Annotated in this window: 14 protein-coding genes; 7 read left to right on the top strand and 7 right to left on the bottom strand. The window is 39.5% G+C overall.

What is annotated here, in order from left to right; translation table 11 throughout:
* The first annotated feature begins 123 nt into the window (after positions 1 to 123).
* Positions 124 to 267 carry a hypothetical protein gene (locus tag DSM106972_RS51085; protein WP_158632739.1) on the top strand — a complete coding sequence of 48 codons (144 nt, stop codon included), beginning with the start codon at positions 124 to 126 and terminating at the stop codon, positions 265 to 267.
* 74 nt (positions 268 to 341) lie between these two features.
* On the opposite strand, the gene trmB is transcribed toward DSM106972_RS51085, so the two are convergent.
* A complete protein-coding gene (gene trmB / locus DSM106972_RS00355) occupies positions 342 to 1,004 on the bottom strand; it encodes a tRNA (guanosine(46)-N7)-methyltransferase TrmB (protein WP_127077783.1) in 663 nt (220 codons plus the stop codon).
* An 81-nt stretch (positions 1,005 to 1,085) separates the two neighbouring features.
* Here trmB and DSM106972_RS00350 point away from each other — a divergent pair, with 81 nt between their 5' ends.
* Complete coding sequence (locus tag DSM106972_RS00350; RefSeq protein WP_127077781.1) at positions 1,086 to 2,183, top strand: metallophosphoesterase family protein; 1,098 nt, start codon at positions 1,086 to 1,088, stop codon at positions 2,181 to 2,183.
* 7 nt (positions 2,184 to 2,190) lie between these two features.
* On the opposite strand, the gene DSM106972_RS00345 is transcribed toward DSM106972_RS00350, so the two are convergent.
* A complete protein-coding gene (locus tag DSM106972_RS00345; RefSeq protein ID WP_127079063.1) occupies positions 2,191 to 3,390 on the bottom strand; it encodes an FIST signal transduction protein in 1,200 nt (399 codons plus the stop codon).
* Positions 3,391 to 3,706: 316 nt separating this feature from the next.
* Between DSM106972_RS00345 and DSM106972_RS00340 the strand changes: the two genes are divergently transcribed.
* From DSM106972_RS00340 to guaA, 4 genes are all read left to right on the top strand, one after another.
* Entirely contained in the window at positions 3,707 to 3,925 is a 219-nt protein-coding gene (locus DSM106972_RS00340; RefSeq protein WP_127077779.1) for a Calvin cycle protein CP12, read from the top strand.
* A gap of 267 nt (positions 3,926 to 4,192) precedes the next feature.
* Positions 4,193 to 4,786, top strand: a complete 594-nt coding sequence (locus tag DSM106972_RS00335) for a DUF3177 family protein (protein WP_127077777.1) — start codon at positions 4,193 to 4,195, stop codon at positions 4,784 to 4,786.
* 42 nt (positions 4,787 to 4,828) lie between these two features.
* On the top strand, positions 4,829 to 5,125 hold the full coding sequence (locus tag DSM106972_RS00330) for a DUF7734 family protein (protein ID WP_411675262.1): 297 nt from the start codon (positions 4,829 to 4,831) through the stop codon (positions 5,123 to 5,125).
* A 319-nt stretch (positions 5,126 to 5,444) separates the two neighbouring features.
* Entirely contained in the window at positions 5,445 to 7,067 is a 1,623-nt protein-coding gene (gene guaA, locus DSM106972_RS00325) for a glutamine-hydrolyzing GMP synthase (protein WP_127077773.1), read from the top strand.
* Positions 7,068 to 7,416: 349 nt separating this feature from the next.
* On the opposite strand, the gene DSM106972_RS00320 is transcribed toward guaA, so the two are convergent.
* Together DSM106972_RS00320 and cdf31 are read right to left on the bottom strand one after the other, a co-directional pair.
* Complete coding sequence (locus DSM106972_RS00320; RefSeq protein ID WP_127077771.1) at positions 7,417 to 10,170, bottom strand: hybrid sensor histidine kinase/response regulator; 2,754 nt, start codon at positions 10,168 to 10,170, stop codon at positions 7,417 to 7,419.
* 160 nt (positions 10,171 to 10,330) lie between these two features.
* Positions 10,331 to 11,218: a CDF family zinc efflux transporter Cdf31 gene (gene cdf31 / locus DSM106972_RS00315; RefSeq protein WP_127077769.1), complete on the bottom strand. Its 888-nt coding sequence runs from the start codon at positions 11,216 to 11,218 to the stop codon at positions 10,331 to 10,333.
* 422 nt (positions 11,219 to 11,640) lie between these two features.
* Here cdf31 and DSM106972_RS00310 point away from each other — a divergent pair, with 422 nt between their 5' ends.
* Positions 11,641 to 11,991 carry a hypothetical protein gene (locus DSM106972_RS00310; RefSeq protein ID WP_127077767.1) on the top strand — a complete coding sequence of 117 codons (351 nt, stop codon included), beginning with the start codon at positions 11,641 to 11,643 and terminating at the stop codon, positions 11,989 to 11,991.
* Positions 11,992 to 12,384: 393 nt separating this feature from the next.
* Here DSM106972_RS00310 and DSM106972_RS00305 read toward each other — a convergent pair whose 3' ends face one another.
* The 3 genes from DSM106972_RS00305 to DSM106972_RS00295 form a co-directional block, all read right to left on the bottom strand.
* Entirely contained in the window at positions 12,385 to 12,621 is a 237-nt protein-coding gene (locus DSM106972_RS00305; protein ID WP_127077765.1) for a DUF4327 family protein, read from the bottom strand.
* An 870-nt stretch (positions 12,622 to 13,491) separates the two neighbouring features.
* Positions 13,492 to 13,905, bottom strand: coding sequence for a 30S ribosome-binding factor RbfA (gene rbfA / locus DSM106972_RS00300; RefSeq protein WP_127077763.1), 414 nt, complete (start codon positions 13,903 to 13,905; stop codon positions 13,492 to 13,494).
* Positions 13,906 to 13,979: 74 nt separating this feature from the next.
* Positions 13,980 to 14,186 (bottom strand): DUF751 family protein, encoded by a 207-nt coding sequence (locus DSM106972_RS00295; protein ID WP_073620550.1) that lies wholly within the window; start codon positions 14,184 to 14,186, stop codon positions 13,980 to 13,982.
* Between the last annotated feature and the right edge of the window lie 164 nt (positions 14,187 to 14,350).

Raw genomic sequence — 14,350 nt, 5'->3', positions numbered from 1 at the left:
TCAATTTCCAATTTTTTTATAAAAATTCATAATTTCTCTGTAAATATTCACAGGTAATAGGCGCCTTTTTTATGCCATATTAGTTTCATTAACAGTATAAGCATACTACTAAGTGTGAATAATATGACAGAATTAGCAGTGATGAGCGTTGAAACTGCACGTACTGTTGCACAAGACCCTTTGACGGCGCCTTTCTTACTTGAACTGATAGCGTTGCATGGGGATGTAGAACTACGTCAAGCTGTAGCAAGTAATCCAAATACCTAATCTAAGATGTTGTTTGGATTAGCTGATGAATTTCCAGGTGAGTTTTTTAATAATCCTGTTTTTCCATATACAACTCATCCGTTACATCCGTTACATCCGTTGCCAATTTTCTCAAACACCACCCTATAAACTGGTTCACCTTTGCTTTGTGTCGAAATTTCTCTTTCAGTAGGTACAGGTAATGGATTTTCTGCTAACCATTCTCCGGTGCCTTGTATTTTAAATGCTGGGTTTTCTAAAAATCTCGCGCGCATTTCTTCGGCGACAAATTCAATATCTGATTGTAAAAATACAATACCCGATGGCGCCATAAATTCGGCTAATTCTGTGACTAGTTCAGGTTGAACTACACGTCTTTTGGCATGACGATTTTTAAACCAGGGGTCAGGAAATTGAATTGAGACTCGCTGTAATACGCCTGGAGGTAGTGTAGATAATAATGGTTTGAGTGAATTATTGGCGTTGCAAAATAAATAATGTACGTTGGTTAAGTTTAATTCTGAGCGTGTGATGTTCGCATCTTCTACTAATGGTTTGCGAATTTCTAAACCTAAAAAATTCCAGTCAGGTTGAAGTGGCGCCATTTGTAATATAAATCTTCCACGCGCACAACCGATATCTAAGTGTAAAGGTTGATTAAGTTTGGTGTAGATTTGTTCCCATTTAATTGGGTTTGTTGATGCTAGGTACTTGTATGATAGCGGATTGACGTGCTGCCGAACTCTGACGCGAGCCATATTGTTAAACGTTATACTTTTTTATAATGATTGTTTTTTTGGCTTTTTTTACACCGTTACTTTAAAATTACCCTTAGTTCAATGATTCCGAACTTTCGTTTTGCTGTAGTCAGCGATTTGCATATCGCACTTCCTCATACTATTTGGGATCACCCTAGTCGGTTTCATTTGGTTGAGGTGAGTATTCCTGCTTTTGAAAGTGTACTTGAACATTTGATGCAAATCGATTTAGATTTTATTTTGTTGCCTGGTGATTTAACTCAACATGGCGAACCTGATAATCATAACTGGTTGCAGCAACGTTTGGCTAAGTTACCAATTCAAGCTTATGTAATTCCTGGTAATCATGACGTTCCTGTTCTGGAAGCAAATAGTCAATCGATTGCTTTTAAAGATTTTCCCAAGTATTACCGTAAGTTTGGTTACGAGAACGACGAACTATATTATACTCGTTTGATTTTACCAGGTGTACGGTTGGTTGCTCTTAATTCTAATGCTTTTGATGAACAAGGAAACCTTGTTGGGCGCCTAGTTCCACAACAATTACAGTGGTTAGACAAAGTGTTGGCTGATGCGAAAGATGAACTTGTGTTAGTAATGATACATCATAATGTGGTGGAACATTTACCGAATCAAGCGCGCCACCCAATGGCTAATCGCTATATGCTGGAGAATGCAAGCGAGTTATTAGAGGTGTTACAGCGTTATCAAGTCAAGCTTGTTTTTACTGGGCATTTACACGTTCAAGATATTGCCGAAGATAACGGGGTATATGATATCACTACTGGTTCATTGGTAAGTTATCCACATCCTTATAGAATATTTGAGTATCGACAGGATGAAGTTGGAAATAGTCGGTTGCAGGTTTTATCGTATCGCGTTGAGTCAGTACCTGAATTTCCTAATTTACAATCTTATTCGCGCACTTGGATGGGCGACCGTAGTTTTTCCTTTCTCGTTAAGCTGTTAACGTTGCCACCTTTAAGTTTACCTGTAAGTAAAGCTGAAGAGTTGGCGCCGACTTTACGCGATTTTTGGGCTAATATCGCTGACGGTGATGCAGTGTTTGATTATCCGCAATTTCCAAAAGAGGTTAGTAATTATTTTTACAAGTATGCTGCGATGACGAAAGAGGGTCATCCGGCGTTGATTGATAATAATATTTCGTTGTTGTTGTAATACGCTATTACAATTGACGGCAGATACCAAAGACGGATGTGAAAGCGTGGAGAAATGTTCTGCCTTTAACGGGGCCAATTTCGCCACCGCAGAAAAATCCGCTTAGGGGTATGTTGTGGAGGTAGCGTTGGAATAAGTGCGAGTCAAAGTTAGGTTGACCATATAGTCCTTCACCTCTTCCTAAACAAGAAAACATTAAGGCGCCTACAGGAGTTTCTTGTCCAAAATGCTCTTTTTGATAACTTTGTAGAAATAATTCTAGGTCTTCGGCACTGGTTTGGGCGTCACGAATATGAAATTGTAAGCGCTGTCCTGGACGCACTACATCTCCTATCGCGATGGCGCCTGCTGAGGGATCAACGCCAAGAATGCTACGTATCAAAAAGTCGCCTTGCTGTAAATTTTGTTTAAATTCGTCCATTGCGACCCCCACAAATAACCAGTTCTGCGCTAGCATTTTTTCTTCTTCGCTCAGGTCAGCAACTAAGTCACGCAACACTGCGAGGGGCACTTTGTCGTTGAGTTCAAGGATAATATTGCGGTCACCTCTGGTTACTTGTAGCGGTTCGCCAATGGGTCGGCATCCTTGGGCAACTATTGTATCTACAACAATATTGCCACTCAAAGCTACCCCTACCAAACCATCACGGTGCATTTTGCCGTTGTAAAACAAAGCAACTCGACTGCCAAACCCACCACTACCACTCGCTTGACCACCTAATGTCACCGAACCAGGATAAGCAAAATCTAGTCCTTGAAGTAAATCATTAACACCCGTTGAGAATGTCCCAGAAAACAAAATAAATTTTGGGACTGGGTTTGCGGGCACACCAATAAAATCAACCCAAGCATCTGGCGAACTATCTAAATCGGGTAGTTCATCTAGGGTAATATGAAATGCCTGGACATTAACATCTGGTAAGTAGGCTAAAGTTAACGCGAGCGCGGGTTCCGCTTCGAGTTCCTGTGTTTGATTTTGAGCATTTGTACCAACTATGCCACCACCACTACAACCTATTAACACAGGTACAGAAAGCTTTTGGGCCAACAACGGTAATAACCTTGAATACTCGCTTGTAAATGCACTGGATATAAATACCAGTCCTAAATGAGGTTCGTGCGTTAACTGCGAAGTGGCTTTCTCCACTACTTCGTTAACAGCAGCTTCTAATGAAGGACGGGTTGATAGGGCATTCGCCCATTGCATTCGTGCCATGAGTTTGTGTGAGGCTTCGGTTTAAGCGTGGTGTTATACCTAATCTTAGACTAACCGTAATTGTATATTCGGGTTTTCCAGTAAAAATTATTCGCCTAAATCTTAAAAAATCAATAAGGATATCCAGAATTGGTACGAGTTATTGTGTATTGATAGTATTGAGATGTAAAGTATAGGAATATATACCCAGACGTAGCGTCCACTCGCTAAAATGGTGTTTACATCAACCTAGAATGTGTTTTTTCCATCAAAACCATACTGGTACAATCAGAAATAATCTGTTTGACAATCACTTAAGGTAATACCAATGAGTATCCAAGAAAGAATCCAACAAGAACTCGAACAAGCTCGCGCTGTTTGCGACGCCACTGGTGGTGAGTCGTCTGAGTGCGCTGCTGCTTGGGACGCTGTTGAAGAACTTCAAGCTGAAGCTTCACACCAACGCCAAGAAAAACCAAAAAACTCTTTAGAACAATACTGCGACGCTAACCCAGACGCTGCTGAGTGCAGAGTATACGAAGAATAACCCAGTTAGAGCGCGTCTAAAGTCAGGCAAGCAACTAAGATTTTTGAGCAAGTCTAGCACCCACCGTGTAAGATAAGCATTCCTAAATCTTAATTTTGCTTGTCTTTTTATTTATTAATGCTATCATGTGTCATTTGTTACACGTTGAGAAACCCAGAAACCTGGTTTCTTATTGATATCTTGTAATCAAAGCAACGATTTGTCTGCGACAATGAATGGCTAGAAACCGGGTTTCTTAGCTGTATATATATTTAAAATTGATTAATTATGGGAAATGAAGGTTGGTATCGTGGACTAGTTTGGCTTGATTATCGATTAGCTATATTATTTACCGTAGTTATTCCTTTAATCTTGCTAATTTGGGCGTTTGTTCAAAAAGCTCAACCAATACAGCATTTGTTGATGATTTACTGGCGAGTGGCTAGTTTGTTAGCTATTACGCTTTATTTAATGATTGCTCAGTATCCGGTTGCTTTTCTTTCTGGGTTACTTGCGCGGATTCTGGTTCCAATTTCATTATGGTTTTGGGTAGACTTGAATGATGAAATTGAATATCAGTCTGGCGCCTTAAAGTTAATTTTTACCTCGTGGCGATGGGCAACCACCTTTTATTGTATTCTAGGTATTATCGCATTAACTCCTGCACTAGGTTGTGGGTTTTCTGATACCGCTATCAAGACTAGTACTTGTCAACTGTGGTTAGAGGCGCCTTTAGCATTTAAAGATATTTTCCACGGTAATACAAAAGTACCGTTCTTAGGAATACTTGGTATTTTGGGTTTGATAATTTATGTTATTTACCTAAGTTATTTCGTAATTGTCAGACTTGGCAAACAAGGACGGTCAGCAACCGAACAATAAAACGAAACCTGGGTTTTAACCCAGGTCATACAAATAATTATTATGAACTCAGTTGAAAAAAGACTGGAAAGTTATACAATTAAACGCCCTTTTCACGTTTTAGTCGTAACTGCGCTTATAGATGGTGAAGAGGACGAGATTACTGTTTTTAAAGGATTTTCTAGTTCGTTGGTACGTGGAACACCATCTGACCCCGATGTGCCAGTTTTACCAGATGATGCTAATATACTAAGTATCGATATAGTCGCTAGCCCTTATAATCCCGAAGCCCCTCGTTATATCGAGCAAAAATTATCTTGGTCGGTTATGCAAGCTCGGTTGTCAGATGTTGGTGTGTAATTAATGCAGTGGGCGATTCAAAAAGCTTTATAGTTATCTCAGTACAGGTAAAGTAATTAAATTCACAATGTAACAAAAGCTTCCGCATCAAGATATTGTAAAAAGTCTAACTCTTTGTTACCCAATCGCAAAATTATGTTAACTTATTATGAATAATCATAAATATCAGAATAAATAGTGATTTATCGTATCCACTCTAGGGTAGATTTTTGTTTTTAACGCCATTCCCAATTATAGTCACGAGGCAGACGTAGTTTAATTTAAGCGTCTGTGAGAGTTTCGTATTATCCTTCGCGTAACATTTACACTCCCATTCATCATGAATACAGCGGTGACTCTACTAACAGAACAAGTGTCTCAGGAAAAGCAGTCTTTGAGACTTATTACTCGCCAAATAATAGTTATCCTCGATTTTGGCTCTCAGTACTCTGAACTGATAGCTCGTCGAGTTCGCGAGACTCAAGTATATTCCGAAGTCCTTTCCTATCGCACCACAGCAGAGCAAATTCGTCAACTAAATCCCAAAGGAATTATTCTTTCGGGTGGTCCAAGTTCAGTTTATGATACAGGCGCCCCACATTGTGACCCAGAAATTTGGCATCTGGGCATACCCATTATGGGTGTTTGCTACGGTATGCAGTTAATGGTGCAGCAGTTGGGTGGAGAAGTATCGCGTGCCACTAGAGGTGAATATGGAAAAGCCTCATTATATGTAGATGACGCAACAGACCTACTCGCAAACGTTGAAACTGGTACGACAATGTGGATGAGTCACGGTGACTCTGTAAACACCATGCCATCGGGTTTTGAGTTATTGGCACATACCGATAACACACCCTGCGCTGCCATAGCTAATCATGCTCATAAACTTTACGGAGTCCAATTTCACCCAGAAGTCGTTCACTCACATGGTGGAGGAGCATTAATTCGTAATTTCGTTTACGACATTTGTGAGTGCGAACCAACTTGGACGACTGACGCATTTGTAGAAGAAGCAGTACGCGAAATCAAAGCACGTGTTGGCAACAAGCGCGTTCTACTTGCTTTATCTGGAGGAGTTGACTCTTCGACACTCGCATTTTTACTCTATAAAGCGATTGGTGAACAGCTTACATGTATGTTTATTGACCAAGGCTTTATGCGGAAGTTGGAGCCAGAACGATTAGTAAAATTGTTCAAAGATGAGTTTCATATACCTGTAGAGTATGTCAACGCACGTCAACGCTTTTTAACTGCGCTTGATGGTATTACTGACCCAGAAGAAAAACGACGTATTATCGGACACGAGTTCATTAGAGTCTTCGAGGAAGAATCAAGACGTTTAGGGCCATTCGATTATTTAGCACAAGGAACGTTATATCCTGATGTTATCGAATCTGCTGATACTAACGTAGACCCACAAACAGGTGAACGGGTAGCAGTAAAAATTAAGAGTCATCATAACGTTGGTGGGTTGCCCAAAGACCTACGATTTAAACTGATTGAACCGCTTCGCAAGCTTTTTAAAGACGAAGTACGTAAAGTCGGACGTTCAATTGGTTTGCCAGAAGAAATAGTTCAACGTCATCCTTTTCCAGGCCCCGGTTTGGCAATTCGTATTTTAGGCGAAGTTACTGCTGAGAGGTTGAATATATTACGCGATGCTGACTTAATTGTACGGCAAGAAATTAACCAAAATGGTTTGTATCATGATTGCTGGCAAGCTTTTGCAGTATTACTACCAATAAAAAGCGTTGGTGTAATGGGCGACCAACGTACTTATGCGTACCCGATTGTTCTGCGAATTGTTACTAGCGAAGATGGAATGACAGCAGATTGGGCCCGCGTACCTTATGACGTTTTGGAAGTAATTTCTAATCGTATAGTTAACGAAGTTAAAGGTGTTAACCGCGTTGTCTATGACATTACCTCGAAACCACCTGGAACTATCGAGTGGGAATAGGCGCCTTTTAATTTCCAATATTTCGTCTATATATAGACAGTGAAAAGTTCAAATACTTGATAAGTTCTTGAATCAAGTATTTGGACTTGTAATAGTGTGTGTAAATCGTGAGATTTATTGAATTGTAAAAAAATTTAGTAGCTTTTTGCTTCGGAATTATTACTGAATAAAATATTGTGTATTTTTTAGTTTGCGTGATTTATCTGAGAAGAAAAATGTTACAAAATACACAAAAATATAATTAATCCCCCCAACCCCCCTTGATAAGGGGGGCTAAGAATTTACTTTTTGCTCCGTTTTTATAAGAGACTTTTTTATAAGAGACTTTGAATTCTTGTTCCCCCCCTTATTAAGGGGGGGTTAGGGGGGGATTATTATTAAAAGGGAATCGAATTGTAAAAGTACTTCCTTGTCCTTCACCTAGACTTGTGGCAGTAATTGTTCCACCATGTAATTCAATGATGTGACTTGCAATTGCCAGTCCTAAACCTAAACCCTGGTGCCTGCCATTAGAATTATCTTGTTGATAACGTTCAAATACTTGGGGTAAAAACTCTGGCTTGATACCTATACCTGTATCTTTAACGTCTATTTGAATGTAATTTAAATCTTGATTTCCTTGCCAAGCGTGTTTAATTGATAAATATACTTCGATACGCCCACCTACGTCGGTAAATTTTAGCGCATTGGAGAGTAAATTTCCCATTACCTGTTGCAAGCGATGAATATCCCCAGAGATAGGAGGTATTGAGTTATCAAGTACTGTTACAAAACGAATGTTTTTAGCGTTGGCGCCTGGATAAGCTGTTTCGATAGCCGCTGTGACAACAGTATAAAGGTTAACTGGCAAAAGTTCTAATTGCAGCTTACTTCTGAGGATACGCGACATATCAAGCAAATCTTCAAGAAGTTTAGCCTGAGACTTGGCGTTGCGTTCAATTGTTTGAAGTGCTTTTTGAGTTGCTGCTTCGTCAAATTTGCGCGTTTGAAGTAACTTTGCCCAACCTAAAATAGCATTTAGAGGAGAGCGCAAGTCGTGTGATACCATCGCGACAAATTCATCTTTGGCACGGTTTGCTGTTTCTGCTGACTGTCGTGCTTTTTCTTCGAGTTTTAATAAATGTTTGTAACGTTCTTCGCTTTGCCGTAGTGCCGCTTCTGTTTGTTTAAGCTGAGTTAGATTTATGATAAAACAAGCACTGTAACCATCTTCTCTACCCTCCATTTGGGCAATACCAAGTAAGATGGGGACGCGCGTACCGTCTTTGTGAAAATACTCTTTTTCAAATGGAGTACAAATTCCGTTTAATTGTAGTTCTTGAATTTTTTCAGCATCGAGTTCCTTAAATTCTGATGGGGTCATTGTATCCCAACGTAGAACCCCTGTCTCAATATCGGCACCTGTGTAGCCAAACATTTCTAAAAAAGCATTGTTTGCTTCAAAAATGCGACCACTGGCATCACCAAAATAAACACCTACAAAATTTGAGTCAACAATGCGCCGAAATTTCGCTTCACTTTCACGCAATGCAGCTTCAGTTTGTTTTGCAACAGTAATATCTGTAGCATTACCAACTACTCGTGCGACATCTCCTTCCGAATTACGAATTATCTTACCTTTCTCTTCCACATACCGATAGTTTCCATCTTTAGAACGTACTCGGTAGGATAAAGTATAACAATCTTGCTCGGCGATTATAGCATCAAGAGCGCTTTTCAAATCATTAATATCATCAGGATGAATTAACTCATACCACCATTCAACTGTTGGCTCAACTTCCGCAGTATCATAACCGAAAATCCGCGTTATTCCATCGCTACGTTCTATAGTGTTACCAAGAGTGTCCCAATCATAAATCAAGCTATTAACAGCACGCGCTGCCAATTGAAACCGCTCATTACTTTTGCGGAGTGATTCCTCAGTTCGCTTATGTTCTGTAATATCGAGTGCAGTCCCAACAATTTGACGGGGTGAATTATCAAAATTACGCTTAAAAATAACTTCTTTACTTAATAACCATCTCCATTCCCCATTTTTATGTCGCATCCTATACTCAGTTTCAAGAGTATCACCATCCTGAAGTGTATTAAAACGCTCAAGCAGTTGAGGCAACCGTAACACATCCTCTGAATGCATAAGTAAAGTAAATAACTGGGTGCCCATTGCTTCAATCTCGGATGTCGTATAACCTAACACTTCGCCAATTTGACGATTTACATAGACGTTACGTTGCTCAACTAAGTCATAAACGTATAGTAAACCAGGTGTAGCTGTGGCGATGCGCTCGATAAAGTCCTCAGCTTGCTTTTTGGCTGTAACATCACGCCATGATGCAACAATTCCATCTCCCATTTTGGAAATCCGAATATCGAATACGCGCGTTGACAACTGTTTGCCAAATACATCGGTATATATAAGTGATTCCTTTATTAAGGGTTGACCAGTTTCAACGACATAACAATATTTATCGAATAAACCACTGGTGCGTGTTGCAGGAAATAATTCGCACAGTAACTTACCTAGCTGCTCCTCTTTGCTCAACATATTCGCTTCACAAGCAGCAGCATTGACATATTCAAACCGAAAATCAACTATATTACCTTCGTTGTTACGAACTGCCGAATAAAAGCCGAAGCAGTCGAGTGAATTTTCGATTGAAGTACGAAAGCGTTCCTCACTAGAAAGCAATTTTCGGCGTAATCGTACATTTTCGACGGCTGAGTGTAATGTTGAGCGTAAAATATCCGGTGTAGTCTCTCGCTTGACTAAATAATCTTGTATACCGCTCTTCATTGCTTGGACTGCAACTGCTTCGTTACCCTGCCCAGTTATCATTATTGCAGCAGGCAGCCAGGTACGCGGTTGCTCATCGATTTGCTTTTTTAATTCGTCAATTACCTCTAACCCGTCGATATCAGGAAGCAAAAAGTCGAGTAAAATTACATCTGGCTGAAATCGGCGCCATGATTCAAGACCGCTTTTGCCAGTGGAAGCTTCAATAATTGTATAGTTATATTTCGCGTCTTGCTGTAAACAATGGCGGTAAAGCTCCCGTTCATTGGGAGAATTATCAATGATAAGAACGGTTAGCTCAGTCGTCATGTTTCCCAAGCCACAGTGTAAATATATACATTATTTGGCAAATTAGTAAATCGGTTTGCTATAATTAATACAGACAATATTATTTGCCACAAAATATTAATAACATATTTCAATCTCTTATAACTTTAAAGACATTGTGAATACCACTGCCGAAAAATTTTTAGTAACTAATTTGGTTGGATAGATAGCTGGGTGGTTCTACATGTATCATAACTCTGGCGGGAGAAAATCTCTCTTCTAGAAGTTTTTCTACTTGTTCGGTGATACGGTGAGATGTTTCTACGTCGTTTGCATCTACTATTAAATCCATTTCTATAAATACTTGGCGCCCAATAACTCCACGTGAGGCAATATTATGACAATTGACAACTCCAGGGACTGAGAGTGCCAAGGAGTGAATGACTTCGGGAGCAACTGCCATTTCATCTACAAGCCACGGTAAATTTTCTTTTAATACTGTCCACCCACTCCAAAATACTAGAAGTGCGACGGGGAAGGATAAGACTATATCTAACCATTGATATCCTAACCACACACCAATCAATCCTGCGATAACTGTTATCGTTACCCAAATATCGCTCATTGTGTGGGTTGCGTCAGCAATCAATATATTACTTTTTACCCGCCTACCTACGCGACGTTCATAAAATGCTACAAAAATGTTTACACCCAATACTAGTAGTAGTATCCATAGTTCTGAGGGAGTAATTTTTACTGGTTTGCCACCGTTGATTATTTTTTCGACGGCGCCTTGAATTATTTCAAAACAGGCAATTCCCAAAAAAGCAGCAATTCCCAATGCTCCCACAGCTTCAAATTTCTGATGTCCATAAGGATGTTCACGGTCGGGATAAGGAGAAGAAAAGCTACTGGTAATCAATCCTAGTACATTATTGGCACTATCGGTAACACTGTGCAGCGCATCGGCAAGCAAGCTCAAAGAACCGGTCAAAGTTCCAACAAAACCTTTTAGCACCATCACAAAAATATTCAGCAGTAGTGTGATGAGTAAAACTCTTCTAACAACACCACGATTATCATAATTCATACAGTATATTTTACATCCATGCCTCTATTTATACTGTAGAACAAATAGCACAAAATAAATGTTGCAAACCCTTACATACTATAGCTTATATATTTCTTTAGCTGCTATATTATACTTGAGTTTGTTGCAAGTATTTATCAAATTATTATCTCAACATAGACTTAATTAAATAAGTGACTTATCTTACCTGTTATTCAACTACTTGATTACTTATTGCATTAATACCAGTAAGGTTTTCATAAATTTTATTTCTTCAGGAATAAATCTAAGGTAAGAAACCGGGTTTCTTTGGTTTCTTCGTCAAAATTTAGAAACCGGGTTTCTTGTTGATATATAGTAATGAAAACGAGATTGTCCATAGAAACCCGGTTTCTTTGGTTTCTTTGTGTAAACAATTGTCAATAAGTGACGATAATAAAATTATGTCTAGTACTCACTTAACATTAAACTTGGGCGAAGGTTCTATATCTTTTAGCTTTTCTGAGTCTGCTGCACGCGACTTGAAAGCTGCACTCGACCAATTGATAATGAGTCTCAAAGCTGTTTCGACGGCAAAAAGTGGTGGAGGCGCCAAACCAACTCCTCAACGTCCTGTAGAGTATAGATACACAGGAGAAGTGTTTCTAGAAATTTTTTGTAACCCAAATATCTGGGCAACACCTTTTGCTGCTAAAGTTCTAATTACCGTGCGCGATGCCACCATCAAATTAACTACAGAAGCTGAACTCACTCGAGTTATAGAGGACGTGAATCAGTACTTAGAACAATTTTGATCAGCGGATCAAAATTAAAAAAGGAGCAAGTGTTGCTGCCAGCACTGCTCCGGGAATTCAAAAAGACTCAAGCAATGAATTTTTATAGTTCCTTCTCTGATGACACCGACGCAATTAAGCGCTAAAAATGATTTTGATATATCCCCACTACGACAGGGATGAATAAGGACTCACGGGTGTAATAAATCCGTATTATGTAGGTTTTACTATTTTGGAACTTTAAAGTTTTTAGCCAAGATTTAAGTTAACAGGGAACAATTAAATCATGGATTGGGAGTAAGCGGTTGTAAGCAGAGATTTTTCAGACTAGCAGTCTGTGCAACCGTACCTTGGTTGTCAAATCTATGGTGACTTAATCTTAAGCCCAACCCAAAAACCGAACGTTCAGATTAATTAGTCGTTTTCCCATTCCTCACGACCAATTAAGTCGGCAATGCGGTCTCGCAGCAAAAAGTCGCATTTTTCTAATTCACACTCAATACAAACCCATTCTCTGGCTGGAATGTACTGGCACAAGGTATAAATGGGCTGCTGTCTGCTTACAACCCCTTTCTGCACCAGCCGACGTGCTTCGTCTTGAATCACGCCTAGAGAATAGTAACTGATAGAAGGCACCGTATTGACACTCATATTATTTACTCACGAATTACACTTAACTAGTGTTCCCAAAATTGCACTAAAACTAACGCAGCAAAAAAAATTTACTTATGGCTTGAGTTTTGTAGTTTGCTATACGGAACTATTTTCATTCTGGCGCTACACACCTTCAAATTATCTAAAGAAATGTGAAAAAAATCAATATCTCCTGACATATTTCCCACCTGCTATCTTCCGGTCTCAGTGTAGAGCTACGCTTTTCGACACATATTACTTTGCGATGCCGACAAGCCATTGCTTAAACACTCCAAGGCAAAAGAGAGTGTTTTCATAAGTGGAGAAACAGCGAGAAAGTAAGAACTGAAGGGCAGATTTGGGCGCCCGCTATCGATGAAATATGTGGCGGTGGCGTACAATCAAAACTGTTCTTCTAGATAAGATATACACAAGTTACCTGCCTAGGTGAAAGGTATAAACTAGCTCAAGGACTAAGTGTTAACATACCTCATTTGCTCTTACGATTTATCTTGTCTTAAGGGTTTCTTAAACAAGTATTAAATTAGGTTAAGAATTTACTGAGTATATGATTACAGATTTTTCTGTGTAACAAAAAGGCGATTGCCTAGCGTTTCAATACTATTATATCAAATAATGGCAAGCATAAAATGCCATCAAGGCAGTGCAATTACATAAATTATCGGGCTAAAAATATAACGTTCCGAGGGAATAATGCTTCAAAACAGCAGGCGCCTTGAAAAGATTAACTATTATAAATTTATATAACATTTATTAAAAGAACCAATATCAAGCGACAAAACTGTGATGAATGAATGAAAGCAAAAGCTTGGGGGAACAATTTTCAGAACCTTAGTCTGTATTGATCCCCTGCTTTGGAGGTACCTCTTACTGCTCTTCTTGGTCTTCTTGGTCTTCTTGTAAATCATCTACTGAATCATCTACCGGACGTTCGTTGCGAATACGATTGAGCAGCGACAAAACATTTGTACCACGTTCAATTGAATCATCCTCAACAAACATGACTTCTGGAGTACGACGTAAACGTACCCTTGAGCCAAGTTCACTACGGACGTAACCAGTGGCAGATTTTAGACCAGCCATTGTTTCGGCTTTGGCTTCTTGGGTTCCGTAAATGGAAACGTAAATTTTGGCATGTTGCAAATCGCCAGAAACATTAACATCTGTGACGCTGACCATTCCTGTTCCCACACGGTCATCTTTAATGCCGTTAAGCAGCATTTGACTGACTTCTCGTTTAATCAATTCTGCAACGCGCTCAACGCGACGATTGTTAGCCATAATATTTTAAGTCTCCTCAATCAAAAATAGCACTCAGTACTCAGTACTCAGCACTCAGCACTCAGCACTTTAAACTAAACCGGGGTTAAGCCGAGCATTGCGCGTAATGTTAAGCTTACAAACACAAGGCTGCTTACTAAGATACCAATTAAGGCGATTACAGTTACTGGACGCTTGAGTAATGGCGCCATTGGAGCGAAGAGGTTGAGTAAAACGCCAAGAAGGGTTGTAATAAAGTAGCGGGGGTAACGGGAAATATTCTCCCAAAAACCGTCAAACATTTGATTTTATACTGCCTTAGTTTTACTATAGGTTGTCAAGCACATACAATTCATTCTAATGTACGTGGCAACAATTTGGCGCCCTTTCGAGATGTTGACGAGTGGGAGCTTGACAGATGATATTAAAAAGAAATCCCGCTCTGCGATAGAACGGGATTTCCTAT

Origin of the sequence: Dulcicalothrix desertica PCC 7102 (assembly GCF_003991905.1) — a bacterium.
GTDB classification, from domain to species: Bacteria; Cyanobacteriota; Cyanobacteriia; order Cyanobacteriales; family Nostocaceae; genus Dulcicalothrix; species Dulcicalothrix desertica.
Note: the sequence above shows the minus strand (reverse complement) of the source record. Positions and strands in the feature narration are given on the sequence as shown.

Excerpts from the sequence above, each read along its gene's own strand:
- DSM106972_RS00305 (WP_127077765.1), bottom strand. The coding sequence starts at position 12,621 with ATGAGTGTCAATACGGTGCCTTCTATCAGTTACTATTCTCTAGGCGTG.
- DSM106972_RS00310 (WP_127077767.1), top strand. The coding sequence starts at position 11,641 with ATGTCTAGTACTCACTTAACATTAAACTTGGGCGAAGGTTCTATATCT.
- DSM106972_RS00350 (WP_127077781.1), top strand. The coding sequence starts at position 1,086 with ATGATTCCGAACTTTCGTTTTGCTGTAGTCAGCGATTTGCATATCGCA.
- trmB (WP_127077783.1), bottom strand. The coding sequence starts at position 1,004 with ATGGCTCGCGTCAGAGTTCGGCAGCACGTCAATCCGCTATCATACAAG.
- guaA (WP_127077773.1), top strand. The coding sequence starts at position 5,445 with ATGAATACAGCGGTGACTCTACTAACAGAACAAGTGTCTCAGGAAAAG.
- DSM106972_RS00335 (WP_127077777.1), top strand. The coding sequence starts at position 4,193 with ATGGGAAATGAAGGTTGGTATCGTGGACTAGTTTGGCTTGATTATCGA.
- rbfA (WP_127077763.1), bottom strand. The coding sequence starts at position 13,905 with ATGGCTAACAATCGTCGCGTTGAGCGCGTTGCAGAATTGATTAAACGA.
- DSM106972_RS00330 (WP_411675262.1), top strand. The coding sequence starts at position 4,829 with ATGAACTCAGTTGAAAAAAGACTGGAAAGTTATACAATTAAACGCCCT.
- DSM106972_RS51085 (WP_158632739.1), top strand. The coding sequence starts at position 124 with ATGACAGAATTAGCAGTGATGAGCGTTGAAACTGCACGTACTGTTGCA.
- DSM106972_RS00295 (WP_073620550.1), bottom strand. The coding sequence starts at position 14,186 with ATGTTTGACGGTTTTTGGGAGAATATTTCCCGTTACCCCCGCTACTTT.
- cdf31 (WP_127077769.1), bottom strand. The coding sequence starts at position 11,218 with ATGAATTATGATAATCGTGGTGTTGTTAGAAGAGTTTTACTCATCACA.
- DSM106972_RS00320 (WP_127077771.1), bottom strand. The coding sequence starts at position 10,170 with ATGACGACTGAGCTAACCGTTCTTATCATTGATAATTCTCCCAATGAA.
- DSM106972_RS00340 (WP_127077779.1), top strand. The coding sequence starts at position 3,707 with ATGAGTATCCAAGAAAGAATCCAACAAGAACTCGAACAAGCTCGCGCT.
- DSM106972_RS00345 (WP_127079063.1), bottom strand. The coding sequence starts at position 3,390 with ATGCAATGGGCGAATGCCCTATCAACCCGTCCTTCATTAGAAGCTGCT.